Source organism: Halobacillus sp. 12SKB (assembly GCF_052941655.1).
In genome coordinates this window covers 553,657-572,541 of record NZ_JBRFWR010000001.1, presented here as the reverse complement: position 1 = coordinate 572,541, position 18,885 = coordinate 553,657, and the positions used below count along the sequence as shown (strand labels likewise).

The window sequence follows — 18,885 nt, the reverse complement described above, 5'->3', positions numbered from 1 at the left end:
GGAGCACTTGAAGAGGAATGGAGAATGCAAAAATGATTAGCGAATAGAAGGGGGGAAGTGAATAATAAAATCAATGCCTGATTATCGGCTGCAAAAATTTATTTTCTTTCTATAATAAAGAAGTAGACGACCTTAAAAAATTAAAGAGGTGTTCAGATGATAACTGACCTAAAGAAAAAGGAATTCTATCAAGCATTACTTGAAAGAAACACGGCATATGAAGGTTCTTTCTTTGTAGGAGTTAAGAGTACAGGAGTGTTTTGTCGGCCGACATGCCCCGCAAGAAAACCTAGATTTGAGAACTGTGAATTTTTCTTTACTCCACAAGAAGCGCTTCTAGCCTCGTTTCGTCCTTGCAAGAGATGTTCTCCTCTTTCTCACCCCAATCAAGTCTCTGAACTTGTTCAAAAACTTGTGCAGGCGGTTGAGGAAAACCCAGAGAAAAAATGGCGGGAGAAAGACTTCCGGGAACTATCTGTGGATGAATCAACAGCCCGCCGTCAATTTAAAAAACGTTTCGGTATGACATTTGTGCAATACGCCCGGGCAAGAAGAATGGGTCTTGCTATGAAAGAAATTAGATCAGGGAAGGCTGTTATTGATGCACAGCTAAACACAGGTTATGAATCCAGCAGTGGCTTTAGAGATGCTTTTTCCCGAATCATGGGAGATGCCCCTACGTCAGTTCAGGAAAATAGCATACTCAAAGTATCGTGGTTAGATACAAGGATGGGACCAATGATTGCCATTGCAGATGAGACAGACCTTTATCTTCTCGAATTTGTGGATCGCCGTGGTTTAGAAAGAGAGGTTGAAATTCTCAGGAATAAAACGAAGGCAGCGATCATACCTGGGAAGACCGAGCCCATCCAATCAATCGAAAGAGAGTTGGATCTATATTTTAAAGGGGAATTAACTGAATTTAAGACGTCAATGAAATGGTTGGGAACACCTTTTCAAAAAATGGTGTGGGCAAAATTGAGAGAGATTCCTTTTGGAGAAACCCGTACATATTCTGAAATTGCTTGCGAAATTGGTAAGCCAACTTCTACACGTGCGGTTGCTGGAGCTAACGGAGCCAATCAGATAGCGCTCATAGTTCCTTGTCATCGGGTGATTCGCAGTGATGGTACATTAGGTGGATATGGTGGAGGAATCGCAAGAAAGAAATGGCTTATAGACTTAGAAGGGAAAGGGAATATGCAAAAGAACGGGCATATTTAACTGCGAAAGGTGCGCCTTTAATCATCTATAATGCTGGGGGATGACAATACACATGATTCCTAAGATGACAAGCCATTGCTCGTCATCTTTTTTTGCATTCTAAAGTAGTGGGCAGGAACTTCTCTTTTTATCTAGTAACAATATAAGGACGCATCATCTCATAGTCTTCATGCTCTAAAATGTGGCAGTGCCACACGAATAAACCAGGGTAAGGTCCGAATGGAATGATGATGCGTGTGACTTCACCAGGATTAGCCCGGACGGTGTCCTTCCATCCTCTTTCATTCAAAGCTGGAGGGACACGTGGACCTGTAGGAACGAGGCGTCCTTCCTTTTCAAAGACATCACGGTCGAAGGGTTGGCGATCGAGAACTTGGAACCTGACTAAATGAAGGTGGATGGGGTGGATCTCCTGGGTCTCGTTAATCAGCGTCCATATTTCCGTTTGACCAAGCTTCGGTATCTCTGAAACGGGTTCTGACCAGAGGCGATCGTCTAACAAGTGGATGTTGCGGCCGTAGGAATCTTTTCGCATATTGAGGCGCAAGGTCCTATTTTGCTGATATTGTGTGAGTTTGGGTACCGATGCCAGGTGAGCAGGTATGGAACTTCTATCCTGACTGCTGAGAGAATTGACTACACGGAATTGCATCACACTCCCCGTCGTCTCTGGATCGGGGTTTTCCCCTTTCCTTTCAAAATCGTTATGCAGGACGATTGATTCTCCGTAACAAGTAGAAAAATCGACGATCACATCCGCTCTTTCCGCAGGAGCTAATATAAGTGAAGGCACGCGGATCGGGGTTTCAAGTAACCCTTGATCCGTGCCAATCTGTATAAAAGGTGCTCCGTTGGAAAGGGTCAAACGATAGAAGCGGGAGTTTGATCCGTTCAGAATGCGGAATCGGTATCTCCTTGGTTCTACGTTTACATACGGCCATACTTTGCCATTCACCAGGATTGTATCTCCGAAAAATTCTGGTACCACGGAAGGGTGGGGAACGTTTGCAGGTTCGTCTGGTTCCGATGGGTAGAAAAGACGTCCATCTTCATGAAACGAACGGTCCTGAATGATCAGCGGGATGTCGAAGGGTCCGCATGGAAGGTTTAATCGAGCTTCTTCCAGGTCATGGATAATGTACAGGCCGGCTAGCCCGGCGTAAATATTAAGACGCGTGATGCCCATGGCATGGTCGTGGTACCACAAGTTGGTCGCGGGCTGGTGATTAGGATACGTGTAAAGCCTATTAGTGAAATAGGGTCCTACTTTTTGAAAATTGCGGGTGAACCATGCTTCTGGATATCCATCACTTGTATCCGGCGTCACCCCTCCATGGAGGTGCACGACAGTCCGTACTTCCGGGTTGTTTTTCTCTGCTCCGTGAACGGTCGTGTCAATGGGAAGAAAATGACGTTCAGGGAGTGCATTTTTCCATAACACGTGGATCGGCTGATGTCTCTGAACGTGAAAAGTCGGACCAGGGTACTGCCCATTATAGCCCCAGACCTTCGTCGGAGGGAGGTCTCGGTGCAGTTTCTGAAAGGTTTCCTGCATCGTCACCTTATAGAAGGGGACATTCTGAATATGATTCGTCGGGCGGATGGTCTTCATGATGGGAAGGGGGTCCACGAACTTCTTCAGCATACCTATCTCTCCTCTTGGTCGTTCGGACTTCTTTTATCTTATTTAAAGGGGAGGAGGATTACGCCTCCCTACATTTTTTCTTGTTTAAAAATTCTATGGATGGTCTTTCCACTGCTTTGACTTTTACGTACGCATGTATCAAAATATACCTTGGATAGAAGAGGTGAAACGATGTCAGACAAAATGAATAATGTACGTTGGTTCAGTATGGCTTTGAAGGCATTGATCGTATTAGCTGAAAACGAAGGCCGCTGCCCGAGTGGTAAACTAGCAGAGAAGCTCGAATCTCAATCTGTTTATCTCCGTAAGATTCTGACTCACTTGGTCAAGGCGGGAATTATAAGTGCCAAAGAAGGTCGCGATGGGGGATACACCCTTAGTAAAAAGACGGAAGATATTAAGCTTTTGGAAGTATATGAAGCGATACGTGCTGAAACCGTGGTGAAAGACTACTTTGAGACAGAAGGGAAACACTGTTTTTCAGGCACTTCCCAGCAGTCTTTATGTGATCTGCAAAGGGAAATGGAGTCATGGATTTTGGAAGGGTTACAAACGAAATCTCTATCTGATCTTATTGAACAGTAAAACGAAACGGTAACCGTTTCGTTTTCTTTTAATAAGTAACTGTAATTGACAAAGGAACAGTTATTAAATTATACTGTAATTGTTAAAGATACAGTTAAAGGAGTGCAGATCCATGTCCAACAAAACAATGACCAAAGAAGAATATCTCAATAAAGTGAAAGAAATCGATACGACGAAGGAAGCCCCGAAAGTCCTTGAAGATACCGATTTTCTGACCATAGCGAAAGAACGCCGTTCCGTACGTCAGTATGACCCGGATTATAAAATTGAACGGAAGGAAATTGAAGAGCTGTTGGAGACCGCGACGCTGGCACCGTCTTCCTCCAACCTGCAATCGTGGCGTTTCCTTGTCATAGACGAGCAGGAAGAGAAAGAGAGACTGCTTCCCATTGCCAATAACCAGCAGCAAATTGTGGATGCTTCTGCTGCAATCGCGGTTCTTGGAGATAAAAAAGCCTATAAGAATGCCGATCAAATCTATTCTCAAATTGCTGAAAAAGGCAATATGCCTGAAGATGTGAAAGACATGTACGTCAACAGCATCTTCGACAACTATGGAAACTTCCCTGAAGAGCGTCTTGCTAAAATTGCTCACATTGACGGTGGAATTGTGGCGATGCAGTTCATGCTTGCTGCGAAAGCGAAAGGATACGATACTGTACCAATGGGTGGATACGATGAAGAGCAGTTCTTGAAAGCTTTCCATGTACCTGAGGAATATACGTCTGTTATGTTGATTTCGCTGGGTAAAGGAGTCAAAGCCGGCTTCCAAAAAACACGTCTTCCATTAGAGAATGTAGTGAATTGGAATCGTTTTGAATAACCTTCATTTTAATCATCAAACGAAAGAGGCTGTCTCCTTTAAATGGTGATCGTCTCTTTTTTGTTTTTGAAATGATTGAATATCGCTGACTTAACAGAATCGCAAGGCAAGAGTCAGGCACTAGAATAAGGGATTTCTTACTTTCAATAACTTTCCTTTAAGATTTCCAAAGATTTTAAGTGGAACCGATTCTTTGAAGAGGGCTGGCTAAATGGCATAGTTAATATTCAAAGCATTTGGTGTGTTTATTTCCACTTATAAATATGGAAGGTGTCTGGTGTAAGTAAATGAATGAACAAAGCACCCTCTTCGTCATAGTTGACGAAAAGGGTGCTTTTATTTTTTATGCTGATTTACTTGTGGTTTCCTCGTCGTTCTTTTGAAGAGCTGCTCGATCAGCTCGCAGTGCTTTAAATAGAGAGTAGACCATCAGAAGCATGATGAACGAGAAAGGAAAGGCGGCAGCGATCAAAGCATTCTGCAAGGCAGTCAGCCCGCCTGTGTATAACAGAACAGCGGCAATGGTCGACTGAGCAATTCCCCAGACGAATTTCACGGTTTTCGGTGGGTTAAGCGAGCCATTTGTTGTCTGCATCCCAAGAACAAAGGTGGCTGAATCCGCAGACGTGATGAAAAATGTTCCTATCAACATCATGGCAATAATGGACAAGAATACGCTCATTGGAAACTGCTCAAAGACTCCGAACAATACCTGCTCGTCTGGAAGGCTGGCAATATCAGCGCCATTTTGCTGGGTTTGAATACCTGTTGCTCCAAAGGCTGTCATCCAAAGAAAGCTGACGACTGAAGGAACTAAAAGAACACCGGATAAGAATTCTCGGATGGAACGTCCTTTGGACACACGGGCGATAAAAATCCCTACAAAAGGTGACCAGGCGATCCACCATGCCCAGAAGAATACGGTCCAATCCATCACCCATTGACGCTCTTCATCACTGTTAGGATTCAGGCGTAAACTCTCTGTAGCAAGGGTTTGAATATAGGACCCAAGTGTATCTGTGAAGGTATTGGCAATATAAACCGTCGGGCCAATAACCAGCATAGTTATAAATAGAATAGCGGCAAGTCCCATATTGGCGTTACTTAAATATTTAATCCCTTTACTAAGACCTGTATAGGCAGACAGCATAAACAAGCCAGTAACCACAACAATAATCACGAGCTGAACCCAGAACTGTTTTTCGATATCTAATAAGTAAGTGAGCCCGCCATTAATTTGAGCAGCACCGAAACCTAGCGTAGTAGCGACACCAACAATGGTCGCAAATACGGCAATCACATCGATGGCTTTTCCCCACGGGCCTTTCATTTTATCCCCAAAGACAGGTTCTAATGTAGCACTGATCAATCCAGGTTTTCCATGACGGAATTTAAAATAGGCCAGGATTAATGCGACAATCGCATAAATGGCCCATGCATGAACCCCGTAGTGGAAAAAGGTAATCCGCATAGAGTCGCGGATGGCTTCCGTCGTTCCGGGTTCTGCAAGTGGGGGAGTTTTTATAAAGTGGGATACAGGGGAAGCGGCACCATAGAATACAAGACCTATTCCCATGCCGGCGCTGAATAACATGGCAAACCATGTAGAGTAACTGTAATCAGGTTTATCGTTTGGTTTTCCAAGTTTAATTTTTCCGTAAGGGCTGAAAATTAAGTATAAACACACGATGACGAATAAAGATACGATCAGTAAGTAGTACCACCCAAAGTGAATGGAAATGTAGTTCTTTACATTCGCTGAAATTGTTTCGAAGTTCGCAGGCGCAAGGGATCCCCATACGGATGCAAACAACGTAATAGCCAGCGTAATCCAGAATACAGATGTTAACTTCTTCATTTTCCTCTCCTTCCAGAATTCTACCTATTTATATAGGTAAGATTCGATGATATGTATCATCTATACCCCTGGAAAATGAATGTAAACAATATCGCTGCGAGCCCCACGATCTTAAAGTGTTAACGTATCAGGGGCTCGCGTCAGGCAAAAGTTATCACGATGCTAATGGAGGTTTTTCCTGTATAGTTAAAGCATAATACAGGAAAAGTGGACACTGGCTTAAATATTACTGAGGGGGAAATAGAATGCGAAGGATCATCTTATCTACCGAAAGCGGTGCTGACTTACCGAGTGATTTAGCAGAAAAGTACGAGGTTCAAGTAGTCCCCATGCACATTATCATGGATGGGAAAGATTATATGGACGGTTCTTTGCCGGTCCAGGACATTTATGATTATCACAGACGTACAAAGAAAATACCTTCTACTACCTCCACGAATGCTCATGAATACCAAGAGTTTTTTGCGACTATAAGAGATACATTCCCCAATTGCATCATTATCCATATTGGTTATACCTCAAAAGCTTCTTCTTCTTTTCAAAATGCTGTAATTGCTGCGGAGGATTTTGAAGACATTTTTCTCCTTGATGCCTTGAATGTTACTGGAGGGTTGGCAGCGGTCGTATTGTATGCCGCAGAGTTACTAGAAAAAGAACCCGGAATGGAACCGGAACGTTTAGTAGAAAAAATAAAGGCAATCGTTCCTAAATCAAGGCTGGCTTTCATCCCTGGTGACCTGGAATTTCTTAAAGCAGGGGGACGAGTAAGCAATATGGCTTCTCTGATCGGAGCTCTGTTGAAAATAAAGCCCATGTATAGAGTTGAAGGATGGAAAACTTATACCTACAAAGAAGTACCGCGGGAAAATGAGTAGAGCTACAGAAAAACTCTTCATGGATTACTTAAACGAATTCAACATCGATAGACAGCAGCTTTATTTTATCTACTCAATCGGACTTAATGAAGAGATTAAGGAGCGGATGGAGGAAGTTGCGAAAGAGAACGGATTTCATAATATAAGATGGATCCAAGCGGGGGGTATGATTTCAACTCATTCTGGACCTGGCGGCTTCGGGGTAGCAGGATTAGAGCATTAGTACGGGCTGAACTTGGAGAGTGTGGGGAGGGTTGTCCTATAACTTTTGAATACTAGTAATCTCACAATCAGAGATAACGGATAAGAAAGACCACAAAGTTCCTTTCTTCTATTTTTTCAATTAAAGAATAGTCATGCTGGAACAAGAGTCCTCATCATGACACCTCAAAGAAAAAATACTTCTATACAATGAAGTGCCTTACCTCCGCTGTGCTGAAGAAATCTTGCGGTAGGTAAGGCGTTTTTTCTTTGGATTTACTTTTGACAGCCTCAAAAAGACATGTTAGTGTTAAAAACGTTAAATAAATTCTTAACAAACTTAATTCACTTCAGAATTGGAGTTGATCAAATGAACGTAAATATAAAATTGAAACAATACATTAATGGGAAATGGGTAGACGCAAATTCAGAGAATACGCGTACGATTATCAATCCATTCAATCAAGAAACGATCGCTGTCGTTCCAGAAGGCGACGAAACAGATGCACAAGCAGCTATTGCCGCAGCAAGAGAAGTTTTCGATTACGGCGAATGGCCGACGACGCCGGCAACGGAACGTGGAGCAATTGTAAGAAAGATTGCTGAATTGATCGAGAGAGACAAAGAAGAGCTAGCGAATCTAGAATCCTTGGATACTGGTAAAACAGTAGAAGAGAGCCGTGGAGACATGGACGATATCGCTGGAGTTTTCCGTTATTATGCAGAGATTGCGGATAAGAATGGCGGCGAGATCATCGATTCTCCAGTCCCGAACTCCATCAGTAAAGTCGTTCACGAACCGGTTGGTGTTTGTGGGCAGATTACCCCTTGGAATTATCCTCTACTACAAGCGTCCTGGAAACTGGCTCCAGCGCTTGCAACTGGTAACACATTAGTTATGAAGCCAAGTGAAATCACGCCGCTTACGCATATCAAAGTATTTGAACTGATTGAAGAAGCGGGTGTACCTGCTGGTGTTGCGAACCTCGTCCTTGGAGCTGGCGCGACGGTAGGTGCCGAGCTGTCCAGCAATGAAGATGTGGATCTTATTTCTTTCACCGGCGGGATTGTGACCGGGAAGAAAATCATGCAGGCAGCAAGCTCGAATGTGAAGAAACTCGCTCTTGAGCTTGGCGGGAAAAACCCGAATGTTATTTTTGCAGATGCTGATTTTGACCTAGCTGTTGATCAGGCATTAAACGGAGTATTCTTCCACGCAGGTCAGATCTGTTCTGCTGGGACAAGACTGATTGTAGAAGAAAGCATTCACGATGAGTTCGTCAATGCGCTTGTCGAGCGAGTGAAGAAATTCAAACTGGGAAGCGGTTTTGACGAAGATACCCAAATGGGACCACTGATTTCCGCTGATCACCTTGCAAAAGTTGAAAAGTATGTAGAAGCAGGGATTGAAGAAGGCGCAACATTAGCGGTTGGCGGTAAACGTCCGGAAGACCCTGAATTACAGAACGGCTTCTTCTTCCTGCCGACGATTTTCACTGATTGCACAACGGACATGACGGTTGTCCAGGAAGAAGGCTTCGGTCCAGTCATCACAGTGGAGAAGTTCACGAAAGAAGAAGAAGCGGTAAAACTTGCGAATGATTCCATTTACGGACTTGCCGGCGGTGTCTTCACAAACGATATCGCAAAAGCAGAACGCTGTGCGGCGAAGATGCGCATGGGTACGGTTTGGATCAATGAATTCAACCTGTATTTCCCACACGCCCCATGGGGTGGATACAAGCAGTCCGGAATTGGACGCGAACTAGGCAAATTAGGAATTGAAGAATATACAGAAACGAAGCATATTTTCCAAAACCTTAAGCCAGAACAAATCAACTGGTTCTAAGCTGACTATTTATTTTTAACATTCATTAACAAACTCAGATAAAGGGAGAAGGGGGCTTTTGGTCATCTTCTTCCCAACTAAAACATCAAGGAGGAACAGTGTATGGCTATGATTGAATCATATGATTACGTAATCGTTGGAGGCGGTAGTGCAGGTTCTGTAATGGGTAACCGCCTGAGTGAAGATGGCAAAAAAAGTGTACTTGTACTGGAAGCAGGACGCAGTGACTATTCTTGGGACTTATTGATCCAAATGCCTGCGGCTCTGCCATTCCCATCAGGTAAAAACCTATATGATTGGCAGTACGAATCGGATCCAGAACCATATATGAATGGACGCCGTATTCCTCATGCCCGCGGAAAGGTACTCGGAGGTTCCAGTTCCATTAACGGGATGATCTATCAGCGTGGAAACCCGAAAGACTATGAGCGCTGGGGTGCTGATGAAGGCATGACAAACTGGGATTGGGCTCACTGTCTTCCATACTTCAAGCGTCTGGAAAATGCGCTGGCATCACCGGATGATGACATGCGTGGTCACGATGGTCCAATCAAATTGGAGCGCGGACCAGCGAAGAACCCTCTATTCCAAGCCTTCTTTGATTCAGCTGTAGAAGCCGGTTATAACCGTACACCTGATGTGAACGGATTTCGTCAGGAAGGGTTCGGCCCGTTTGATAAACATGTGTACAAAGGGCAGCGCTTGTCCGCATCCCGTGCTTACTTGCACCCGGTCATGGATCGTGAAAACCTGACAATCAAAACTCGTGCATTCGTTACGAGCATTGACTTTGATGGCACGAAAGCGAAAGGGTTAACGTATAAGCGAAACGGAAAAATGCATCAAGTGGAAGCAGGAGAAGTCATCCTTGCCGGTGGTGCGATCAACACGCCACAGCTGCTTCAACTATCTGGTGTAGGTGACGCAAAACACCTTCGTTCTCTTGGCATTGAGCCAGTCGTCGATCTTCCAGGTGTCGGAGAAAACCTTCAGGATCACCTTGAAGTTTATGTCCAGCACGCGTGCCCGGTTCCTGTTTCCGAACAGCCGAACCTTCAGAAGCGCCGCATGCCTTGGATCGGTCTTCAGTGGATGCTTGGACGCACAGGCCCAGCTGCGACGAACCACTTCGAAGGCGGAGGTTTCGTCCGTTCCAACGATGAGGTCGACTACCCGAACTTGATGTTCCACTTCCTTCCGGTAGCGGTTCGTTATGATGGACAAAAAGCACCGACAGATCACGGATTCCAAGTACACATCGGACCCATGTATTCGGATGCCCGCGGATCCTTGAAGATTAAATCCAAAGATCCGAAAGAGCATCCAAGCATGGTTTACAACTATCTTTCTACAGAACAGGACAAACGGGAGTGGATCGAAGCGATTAACATCACTCGTGAAATTATGTCCCAGCCTTCTATGAAGCCTTACAATGCTGGTGAAATTTCACCTGGTCCTACGGTTCAGACAGAAGAAGAAATCCTTGAGTGGGTAAGAGAAGACGCAGAAACGGCTCTTCACCCGTCTTGTACAGCCAAAATGGGACCGGAATCGGATCCTATGTCTGTTGTAGACCCTGAATCCATGAAGGTCCACGGACTGGATAACGTACGCGTAGTTGATGCGTCTGCTATGCCATATGTTACTAACGGAAACATCCATGCTCCTGTATTGATGTTGGCAGAAAAAGCAGCAGACTTGATTCTTGGACGTAAGCCACTGAATCCAATTGATGCGGATTACTACCAGCACGGCGTTCACCCAGCTGATGCAGGAACCGTTCCTAAATCCAATTCTAAAGTCGAAACAAAATAAAATTTGTATAGAGAAGGCCTCTTCAAAATGCATGGCGCATGAAGCGTACATGGAATAGGGGAGCCTTCTTCTATTCATTGTTTTTAATATAAAAAGCGTTCCATCCAACAACGGATGGAACGCTTTTTTACATCTCAATGTAGAGAACGGAGCATCACTCCATTAACTGTACTGTGGTTCTTTTCGGGACTTCTTCCGTTCGCTGCGAATGGTTGACTGAGCAGCTGCCAGTCGTGCTGATGGAACGCGGAAAGGAGAGCAGCTTACATATTCCAGTCCTAAATTAAAGCAGAACTGAATGGACTCTTTTTCTCCTCCGTGTTCTCCACAAATCCCTGTTTTCAGGGCAGGGTTTGTTTCTTTCCCCAGTTTGACACCACTCTCTACAAGTTTCCCAACACCATCCTGGTCCAAGGAAACGAATGGATTTCTATGCAGCACATCGCGATCTACATACTGTTGAAGAAACTTACCTTCTGCATCGTCTCGACTGAACCCGAACGTCGTTTGAGTTAAATCATTGGTTCCGAACGAGAAGAAGTCTGCTTCTTCAGCAATTTGGTCGGCTGTAAGTGCTGCGCGTGGTGTTTCAATCATGGTTCCAATAAGGTACTCGAACTCCTGTCCTGTTTCCGACTGAACATGCTGGCTGATCCGAACGACCAATTGACGCATTTCTTTCAGTTCATTTACGTGGCTGACAAGAGGGATCATGATTTCCGGTTTCACGGTGATTCCTTTTTTCATGACGGTAGACATCGCTTGGAAAATAGCCAGGATCTGCATTTCGTAAATTTCAGGATGGATCATACCTAAGCGGCAGCCACGAAGGCCCAACATAGGGTTCGCTTCTTCTAATAAACGTACTTTGCGTAAAAGGTTTTCCTTTTCCTGCAACTCTTTAGAGTCGGGACTGGTGATTTGCAACCTTGTCACATCAACGAGCAGTTCTTCTTTATCCGGCATAAATTCATGAAGCGGGGGATCCAGTAAGCGTACAGTGATGGGATGTCCTTGCATCGTTTCAAAAATCTGCTCAAAATCCTGTTGCTGCATAGGCAGGAGTTGATCAAGAGCCTCCTTACGTTCCATAGTCGTTTCAGATAGGATCATGCTTTGGACGGTAGGAATACGGGAGCTATCCATAAACATATGCTCGGTACGGCAAAGTCCAATGCCGCCCGCTCCAAACTCCAGGGCTTGCGCAGCGTCTGTTGGATTATCCGCATTCGCCCGGACTCCGATCTTTCTTTCTTCATCGGCCCAGCGAAGCAGCAGCTGGAATTCTTCCGAAAGTTCTGGTTCAATCATTGGAATCTCACCTAGGAAGATTTCTCCTGTAGATCCGTCAATCGTAATCGTATCCCCGTGATTTACAGTCGTCTCTCTGACGGTAAACTGTTTGGAATCCAAATGAATTTTCATGGAGTCACAGCCGCAGATACAAGCTTTCCCCATTCCTCTGGCAACAACGGCAGCATGACTGGTCATTCCGCCTCGGCTCGTAACTGTAGCTTGAGAAGCGATGATTCCATGGATGTCATCAGGTGTCGTCTCAGGGCGGACGAGGATAACCTTTTTTCCATCTTTGGCCAGCATATCGGCTTCATCCGCATCAAAGACAACCTGGCCAGTGGCCGCTCCAGGGGAAGCAGGTAATCCTGCCGCTAATTGCTCCCTCTTGTAGTCAGGATCAATGCGGTGGTGGAGCAGCTGGTCGAGCTGATCGGGATCCACCCGTAAAAGAGCTTCGCGTTGATCCATGATATTTTCTTTGACCATTTCAACAGCGATTCGAATGGCAGCCTGGGCGGTTCGTTTCCCAGTCCGTGTTTGCAGAATGAACAGCTTGCCGCGTTCTACGGTGAATTCAATGTCCTGCATATCTTTGTAATGGTCTTCTAATAACTGACAGGTCTCCACCAATTGTTGATAGACATCCGGCATTTCATCTTTCAAGGTCGCAATCGGCTGAGGTGTACGAATCCCTGCGACGACGTCTTCTCCCTGTGCGTTGATCAAATATTCTCCATAAAGTTTAGACTCCCCGGTAGATGGATTGCGTGTAAAGGCAACCCCCGTGCCGGAATCCTCTCCCATATTTCCGAATACCATGCTTTGAATGTTGACCGCTGTCCCAAGGTGTCCGGGAATTTGATGAAGGCGGCGGTACAGGATGGCCCGTTTATTATTCCATGAGTCAAACACGGCCTTGATTGTAAGGAAAAGCTGGTCTTTTGGATCCTGAGGAAAGCTTCGCTTCGTATTTTTGAACACAATCGATTTGAATGCTTCAATCACTTCTTTCCAATCGGCGGCTGTGAGTTCTGTATCGGAATGGTACCCTTTTTCTTCGCGGATTTCTTCTAACCGATGTTCGAATAAGTAGTTTTCTATATTCAGGACAACATTCCCGAACATTTGAATAAACCGGCGATAGGAATCATAGGCAAAGCGAGCGTTATTCGTAAGTTCTGCCATTCCTTTAACCGTGTCATCATTCATTCCAAGATTCAAAACGGTATCCATCATCCCAGGCATGGAATGGACGGCACCTGAGCGCACAGAAACGAGAAGTGGATTAGTTGGATCCCCTAATTTTTTGTCTGTTTTCTCTTCAAGGACTTGGAGGGAATGTAAGACTTGGGATTCGACTTCTGGAGATATGGATTTTTCTGCATCATAATAGGCATTGCAGGCGGCTGTCGTAATTGTAAAGCCGTAAGGAACGGGTAAACCAATCCGCGTCATTTCCGCTAAGTTCGCACCTTTTCCACCCAGGAGTTCTTTCTTGTTCTTTTCAGAGTGATCAAACATGAATACAAAATTGTTTTCCATTAGGCAAAGCTCCCCCTTTTATTAAACATGGCCAGGATGATATCGGCTGTCTCTTCAATCGCCTTGTTGGAAACATCAATCACTGGACATCCAATTTTTTTCATAATGTCTTCCGCACACGTTAATTCTTCGAAGATCCTGTTCAATGAAGCATAACTGGCTGAGTTTGTTAGTCCCAGCCTTTTTAATCGTTCTCTGCGAATATCATTTAATTTTTCCGGTGAAATGATTAATCCAATGCATTTCTTCCTTGGAATCTCAAAAAGTTCTTCAGGAGGCGGGACCTCAGGGATCAGAGGCACATTGGCTACCTTGAATTGTTTATTCGCTAGATACATAGAAAGAGGAGTCTTGGAGGTCCTCGACACCCCGACGAGCACAATATCTGCCTGTTTCAATCCTCTGACTTCCTGTCCGTCATCATATTTCACAGCAAATTCAATGGCTTCCACCCGTTTGAAATAGTTCTCATCCAACTTTCTCATCTGTCCAGGTTGACGATTGGGCTGCATATTGAACTTTTGAGTGAATGCATTCATGAGAGGATACATCAAATCAACGGCAATGATTTGTTCTTCCTCCGCTCTCTGGTCGAGATAATCCTTCAAATCAGGGAGGACGATGGTGTAAGCAATGATGGAAGGACGATACTTCGCAACCGTGATGACGTTATTTATATCCTGTTCGTCCTCTACATAGGAAAAGTGCTGGATCTCAACTTCCTGACCAAAAAATTGACTTGCCACAGCTTTTACCATTAACTCAGCTGTTTCTCCGACGGAATCGGACACGATATAAACCATTTCTTGATTCGTCACAATCCATCTCCCTTACTTTTAGTCATAGAGGAAGTGTATGAAACGTTGGCTTATGTACAGTTTCCCAACCTTTCATACCTTCCTGATTAATGTGTCACACTAATGTGGTCTTATTAAGTTAATGTGTCATACTATTACTGAGTAGTATAGTATCATTGTTTACGGATGGATACAACAAAAAGTTCGTTTATGATTCGTGGTCATTATTAAAAGACTCGTTTTCTGTTGAACCAGAGCAAGTTGTTTAAAGTTTGAAAGCGTACTATAATGGAAACCAATCTTGTACATAAAGGAGGGAAAATCATGCCTACATTCACCTTAGACGTCAAAAGTGAGGACAAACACCTGCTTTTCATGATGTCTATTTTTGGAATTTCAGTGGTCCCAGGGACAAGTGTGTCCTTTTTTAGCTGAATTCCATCGTGTGAACGTACGTATGATTTCCTTCAAATAGCGGAAGCTGCCACACGGGAAAGATCACGTGTGGGTTTTTTATGTAGAAGAGAGGACCAATAACAATGTTTAAAACGAAACGCAATATCTATATGCTTTATTTCTATATCTTTTTCGCTCAGTTGTTTTTTGACCGGGCCTTGTGGGTCATCTACCTTGGTGACAAAGGAATGACGTTCGGTCAAATCGGTTTGCTGGAAGCTTTTCTTCACTTGGCGATTGTTCTTTTTGAAGTTCCTACAGGGATGATTGCTGATTTGTATGGCCGGAAAGTGAGTTTAGTCATCGGAAATGTGTTCAGTATTCTTTATGGACTGTTTATGATGATCAGCGGTACTTTTTCAATGTTCACGCTCGCCTTTTTATCAATGGGGATGATGGTGACTTTCCACTCAGGTGCTGAGCAGGCGTTTGCCTATGACACGTTGAAAAATGAAAAGCGGGAGAAAGATTATACGAAGGTGATCGGAAGCATGACGGCTCTTGCTCTATTATCATTGAGCCTTGCTAAATTCCTCGGCGGTTTTATGGCGGATATCAGCTGGGGATGGGTGTATGGAACAACGATTTTCACCCATGTTCTTGCTCTCATTCCTCTGTTTTTATTGAAGGAGCCGGAACGTGAAAAAACGGAAGACATCGGCGGTCGCTGGTATAACCAGTGGGTCCATCAATTAAAGTCAGGTTTGGTTGTATGGCGGGAGAATTCGGTCATCCACCGTCCTGTAGTGTTGTTTATTTTGGCGAGTGCGGTAATGGTGATCCTCGTGTTTTACGGTCAGGAGTACTTCATCCAGTTAGGTTACTCCTCTGTTGTGGTAGGTGCTGTATTTACAGTAGAGGGGCTCTTAGGAGTCGTCATGGCGAAAATCGCCTACAGGGTCGAAAAACGGTTTAAGTTCTTCAATATCTTATATTACGGCTTAGGGCTTTTTCTATTATTTTTCATCCTGTTTATCTTTGCTATGGACTGGGCGATTCTACTATCATTCTTATTCCTTGCACAGCTGTTGAGTCTTTTCGAACCCATCTTCAGCTCGTTTGTACAAGACTTATTGAAAAGTAATGTCAGGTCCACCTTCTTTTCATTAATTGGTTTGATGGAGAGCTTTATCATTATGATCAGCTTTCCGTTGTTCGGATTTGCGATTGAGCGTACAGGTTTTACCAACGGTTTTGCGGGCCTGCTGCTTATTTTTGTCATGGCGGCTGGCGGATTCCTTATCGTTCAAAAACTTAGAAAGAGTTGATGCAAAGAGCTTCCCACTCAAAGGGGGAGCTCTTTTTTCTTCCCTCTGTTTTACCACCGGCTTCGGGTAGTTTATAATGAGGGGCAAATAAGCAAAGACAGGAAGTGCCTATGAGTAAACGAAAGAATCAAGGATATAAAAAAACGAATAAGAAACCGAACAGGTCTGGAAAGCCTCATGGGAAACAGAAATCCTCTCCTCATACACTACCCAAAGGTAAACCTGCCCGTGGTCAGAAACCCGTAACAGCAGAGGTTACGTGCTCAGGTCTGACCGATGAAGGAAAGGGGATTGCCGAGTGGAAGGGCAAGCGTTTGGAAGTCCCTCTTCTATTGCCTGGGGAAATGGCTGAGGTAAACATCGTTCAAAAGGGAAAGTTTTTGGACGCAGAAGTAAAGCGTGTGATCACTTCAGCAGAAGAACGTGTCGATCCGCCCTGTCCATATTACTACGAGTGCGGAGGGTGTCAGCTTCAACATATGAGCAACGATGCGCAAGCGCGCTTCAAGCAGGAAACGATCGATCACTTGATGAAGCCTTTCGGAAAACCGGAGCCTATTTTCACGATGGATCATCCGTATGATTACAGGAATAAGAGTCATACGACATTTGGTCTGAATCATAAGCGTCAGGTCATTGGCGGCTTGTACGCACAGCACACGCACGAAATCATCCCGATGGATCGTTGTCTCATCCATGATCCGAAAGCGGATGAAATCATAGATACGATCAAGGACTACATGAGAAATTCAAAAATGCAGCCCTATAATGAAGACACAGGACGCGGATTCTTGCGGCACGTGCTGATCAAAGTGGGCAAGGTCAGTGGAGAGATCATGGTGGTGCTCGTCGCAGCTTCTTCGGAGTTCAAAGGAAAGAACAATTTTGTGAAAGCTATGAGAAAGGCTCATCCAGAGATTACGACCATGCTATTGAATGTAAATAAGCGCGATACGAGTGTCGTTCTGGGAGAACAGGAAAAAGTGTTGTTCGGCAAAGGTACGATTACCGACACGTTGTGCGGACTGGAATTTGAAATTTCCGCAAAGTCCTTTTATCAAATCAATCCGGTCCAGACAGAAAAGCTTTATGGAAAAGCGATTGAAATGGCCGAGCTGACTGGAAACGAAACCGTGATTGATGCGTACTGCGGGATCGGGACAATTGGTCTTGTTGCCAGCCGCAAAGCTGGAAAAGTCATCGGCGTAGAGGTGAATAAGGATGCGGTTCGGGACGCCATCCGTAATTCGAAGCGCAACGGCGTGAATAATGCGCGGTTCTATCAAGGTGATGCCGGTGAATTTATGGTCGACATGGCCGCGCGCGGAGAGAAAGCGGATGTCGTGATTATGGATCCGCCGAGAAGCGGAAGCGACGAAGCGTTTTTATCAAGTGTTGTGAAGCTCAAGCCGCAAAAGGTTGTTTATGTGTCCTGTAATCCGGAAACACAGGCGCGGGATATGAAGTATTTAGTGAAGAACGGATATGAGGTGGAAGGGATTCAGCCGGTGGATATGTTTCCGCAAACGTATCATGTGGAATCCGTGGCGAAGTTAGTGCACAAAGACTAATTAAAGAATAAAGGCTATAAAAGAGGTCAATCCACTATAGAGGATTGACCTCTTTTTTTTACTAATTATGTGAGAATAACAGGAGCCTGTTAATCATATTTAATAATCCCTTTTCGAGATAGGTAACTCAAAAAGATTTCTTCCAGTATATAATCAATGGTCAGATTTGAAGCGATACATTCATTGTTCGTATCTTCATAAATCATTGAGAAATACGCCCAGAAGTTTACGTCGCATAACTTGGACAGTTTATTTTTGGAAATGGATGTGATGGATACGGTTTTTGCTCCTAAATTCTCAGCTTTCTTCGCATAATTGACAATCTTAGGTGTCTCTCCTGAAAATGAGAGAAAAATGACAAGAGAATCCGAATTGATTCCGTCTTCATGGAGAAAGGATATATCGATTTCTTCATCATTTTGCGGCGAATTGAATTTGCTTTCGTAATAACTTAATCGTTTGGCTGTATAATAGCAACTTGTCTTAAGGAGCCATGAACCGATGAAGTAGACGCGCTTCGCCTCCATCATATCGGTCACTAAACTTTCTACTGATTCTTTTTTCAACAGTTCAGCAGTTCTTTCTATATCTTTTCTTAGAAAATTCTTTTCAATGTCGGGTGTGGTGTAGAGGTTGATTTGTTCTTTATTGAATTTCACATAGGAGCGGAACTCGGAATATCCAGAGAAACCTAACTTTTTGGATAAACGAAGGATGGTGGTGCGAGAGACGTAGCATTTTTCTGCCAGTTGGTTTATGGAATATTGATCGATCTCGTTGATGTTCTCGGTTACATAGTCCAAGATTTTCAGGTCCGTATTCGATAAAACTTCCTCGTGTTGTTTAATCATTTTTGATAGATACTTCATACGATTTCCTCCCTAACCTGCATTACTCCTTATTATATCAAACTTCACGGGGTATTTTTCATAGTGATTTGATTCTGGTAATTTCCCGTTTATTGGAAAAATGATACTTTTTCACACTGCGTGTGAAACGTCACATCTGTGCCGTGCATGCACAGAGTAGTCAGATAATATTGAATTCAATCACCGGAGATTCTATGATGAGTTTACCGAA

12 protein-coding genes and 1 pseudogene are annotated in these 18,885 nt (G+C 44.2%); 8 read left to right on the top strand and 5 right to left on the bottom strand.

Annotated features, from left to right (window positions below; translation table 11 throughout):
- Positions 1-156 precede the first annotated feature (156 nt).
- On the top strand, positions 157-1,224 hold the full coding sequence (locus ACQ4XT_RS02745; protein WP_446852415.1) for a bifunctional transcriptional activator/DNA repair enzyme AdaA: 1,068 nt from the start codon (positions 157-159) through the stop codon (positions 1,222-1,224).
- A gap of 127 nt (positions 1,225-1,351) precedes the next feature.
- Here the strand turns inward: ACQ4XT_RS02745 and ACQ4XT_RS02740 are convergent, their stop codons facing one another.
- Positions 1,352-2,869, bottom strand: coding sequence for a multicopper oxidase family protein (locus ACQ4XT_RS02740; protein ID WP_446852414.1), 1,518 nt, complete (start codon positions 2,867-2,869; stop codon positions 1,352-1,354).
- 171 nt (positions 2,870-3,040) lie between these two features.
- Between ACQ4XT_RS02740 and ACQ4XT_RS02735 the strand changes: the two genes are divergently transcribed.
- Together ACQ4XT_RS02735 and ACQ4XT_RS02730 are read left to right on the top strand one after the other, a co-directional pair.
- Entirely contained in the window at positions 3,041-3,454 is a 414-nt protein-coding gene (locus ACQ4XT_RS02735; RefSeq protein WP_446852413.1) for an RrF2 family transcriptional regulator, read from the top strand.
- Between the two features lie 112 nt (positions 3,455-3,566).
- Entirely contained in the window at positions 3,567-4,277 is a 711-nt protein-coding gene (locus tag ACQ4XT_RS02730) for a nitroreductase family protein (RefSeq protein ID WP_446852412.1), read from the top strand.
- 343 nt (positions 4,278-4,620) lie between these two features.
- Here ACQ4XT_RS02730 and ACQ4XT_RS02725 read toward each other — a convergent pair whose 3' ends face one another.
- Positions 4,621-6,135, bottom strand: coding sequence for a glycine betaine uptake BCCT transporter (locus ACQ4XT_RS02725; protein ID WP_446852411.1), 1,515 nt, complete (start codon positions 6,133-6,135; stop codon positions 4,621-4,623).
- A gap of 245 nt (positions 6,136-6,380) precedes the next feature.
- Here ACQ4XT_RS02725 and ACQ4XT_RS02720 point away from each other — a divergent pair.
- From ACQ4XT_RS02720 to betA, 3 genes and pseudogenes are all read left to right on the top strand, one after another.
- Positions 6,381-7,233, top strand: a pseudogene (locus tag ACQ4XT_RS02720) (DegV family protein).
- A 348-nt stretch (positions 7,234-7,581) separates the two neighbouring features.
- Complete coding sequence (betB, locus tag ACQ4XT_RS02715; RefSeq protein ID WP_446852410.1) at positions 7,582-9,060, top strand: betaine-aldehyde dehydrogenase; 1,479 nt, start codon at positions 7,582-7,584, stop codon at positions 9,058-9,060.
- Between the two features lie 108 nt (positions 9,061-9,168).
- Positions 9,169-10,875 (top strand): choline dehydrogenase, encoded by a 1,707-nt coding sequence (gene betA / locus ACQ4XT_RS02710; RefSeq protein WP_446855562.1) that lies wholly within the window; start codon positions 9,169-9,171, stop codon positions 10,873-10,875.
- A gap of 162 nt (positions 10,876-11,037) precedes the next feature.
- Here betA and ppdK read toward each other — a convergent pair whose 3' ends face one another.
- Complete coding sequence (gene ppdK / locus ACQ4XT_RS02705) at positions 11,038-13,713, bottom strand: pyruvate, phosphate dikinase (RefSeq protein WP_446852409.1); 2,676 nt, start codon at positions 13,711-13,713, stop codon at positions 11,038-11,040.
- Complete coding sequence (locus ACQ4XT_RS02700; protein WP_146815891.1) at positions 13,713-14,531, bottom strand: pyruvate, water dikinase regulatory protein; 819 nt, start codon at positions 14,529-14,531, stop codon at positions 13,713-13,715. Before ACQ4XT_RS02700 ends, ppdK begins: the two co-directional genes overlap by 1 nt.
- A gap of 518 nt (positions 14,532-15,049) precedes the next feature.
- On the opposite strand from ACQ4XT_RS02700, the gene ACQ4XT_RS02695 reads away from it, so the two are divergent.
- Both ACQ4XT_RS02695 and rlmD read left to right on the top strand, forming a co-directional pair.
- Complete coding sequence (locus tag ACQ4XT_RS02695; protein ID WP_446852408.1) at positions 15,050-16,234, top strand: MFS transporter; 1,185 nt, start codon at positions 15,050-15,052, stop codon at positions 16,232-16,234.
- 110 nt (positions 16,235-16,344) lie between these two features.
- Positions 16,345-17,805 carry a 23S rRNA (uracil(1939)-C(5))-methyltransferase RlmD gene (gene rlmD, locus ACQ4XT_RS02690; RefSeq protein WP_446852407.1) on the top strand — a complete coding sequence of 487 codons (1,461 nt, stop codon included), beginning with the start codon at positions 16,345-16,347 and terminating at the stop codon, positions 17,803-17,805.
- Positions 17,806-17,894: 89 nt separating this feature from the next.
- Here rlmD and ACQ4XT_RS02685 read toward each other — a convergent pair whose 3' ends face one another.
- Positions 17,895-18,674 carry a MurR/RpiR family transcriptional regulator gene (locus tag ACQ4XT_RS02685; protein WP_446852406.1) on the bottom strand — a complete coding sequence of 260 codons (780 nt, stop codon included), beginning with the start codon at positions 18,672-18,674 and terminating at the stop codon, positions 17,895-17,897.
- Positions 18,675-18,885 lie beyond the last annotated feature (211 nt).

Coding starts and splice junctions, on each gene's coding strand:
- ACQ4XT_RS02735 (WP_446852413.1), top strand. CDS start 3,041: ATGTCAGACAAAATGAATAATGTACGTTGGTTCAGTATGGCTTTGAAG.
- ACQ4XT_RS02745 (WP_446852415.1), top strand. CDS start 157: ATGATAACTGACCTAAAGAAAAAGGAATTCTATCAAGCATTACTTGAA.
- ACQ4XT_RS02685 (WP_446852406.1), bottom strand. CDS start 18,674: ATGAAGTATCTATCAAAAATGATTAAACAACACGAGGAAGTTTTATCG.
- ACQ4XT_RS02740 (WP_446852414.1), bottom strand. CDS start 2,869: ATGCTGAAGAAGTTCGTGGACCCCCTTCCCATCATGAAGACCATCCGC.
- ACQ4XT_RS02725 (WP_446852411.1), bottom strand. CDS start 6,135: ATGAAGAAGTTAACATCTGTATTCTGGATTACGCTGGCTATTACGTTG.
- rlmD (WP_446852407.1), top strand. CDS start 16,345: ATGAGTAAACGAAAGAATCAAGGATATAAAAAAACGAATAAGAAACCG.
- ppdK (WP_446852409.1), bottom strand. CDS start 13,713: ATGGAAAACAATTTTGTATTCATGTTTGATCACTCTGAAAAGAACAAG.
- ACQ4XT_RS02695 (WP_446852408.1), top strand. CDS start 15,050: ATGTTTAAAACGAAACGCAATATCTATATGCTTTATTTCTATATCTTT.
- betB (WP_446852410.1), top strand. CDS start 7,582: ATGAACGTAAATATAAAATTGAAACAATACATTAATGGGAAATGGGTA.
- betA (WP_446855562.1), top strand. CDS start 9,169: ATGATTGAATCATATGATTACGTAATCGTTGGAGGCGGTAGTGCAGGT.
- ACQ4XT_RS02730 (WP_446852412.1), top strand. CDS start 3,567: ATGTCCAACAAAACAATGACCAAAGAAGAATATCTCAATAAAGTGAAA.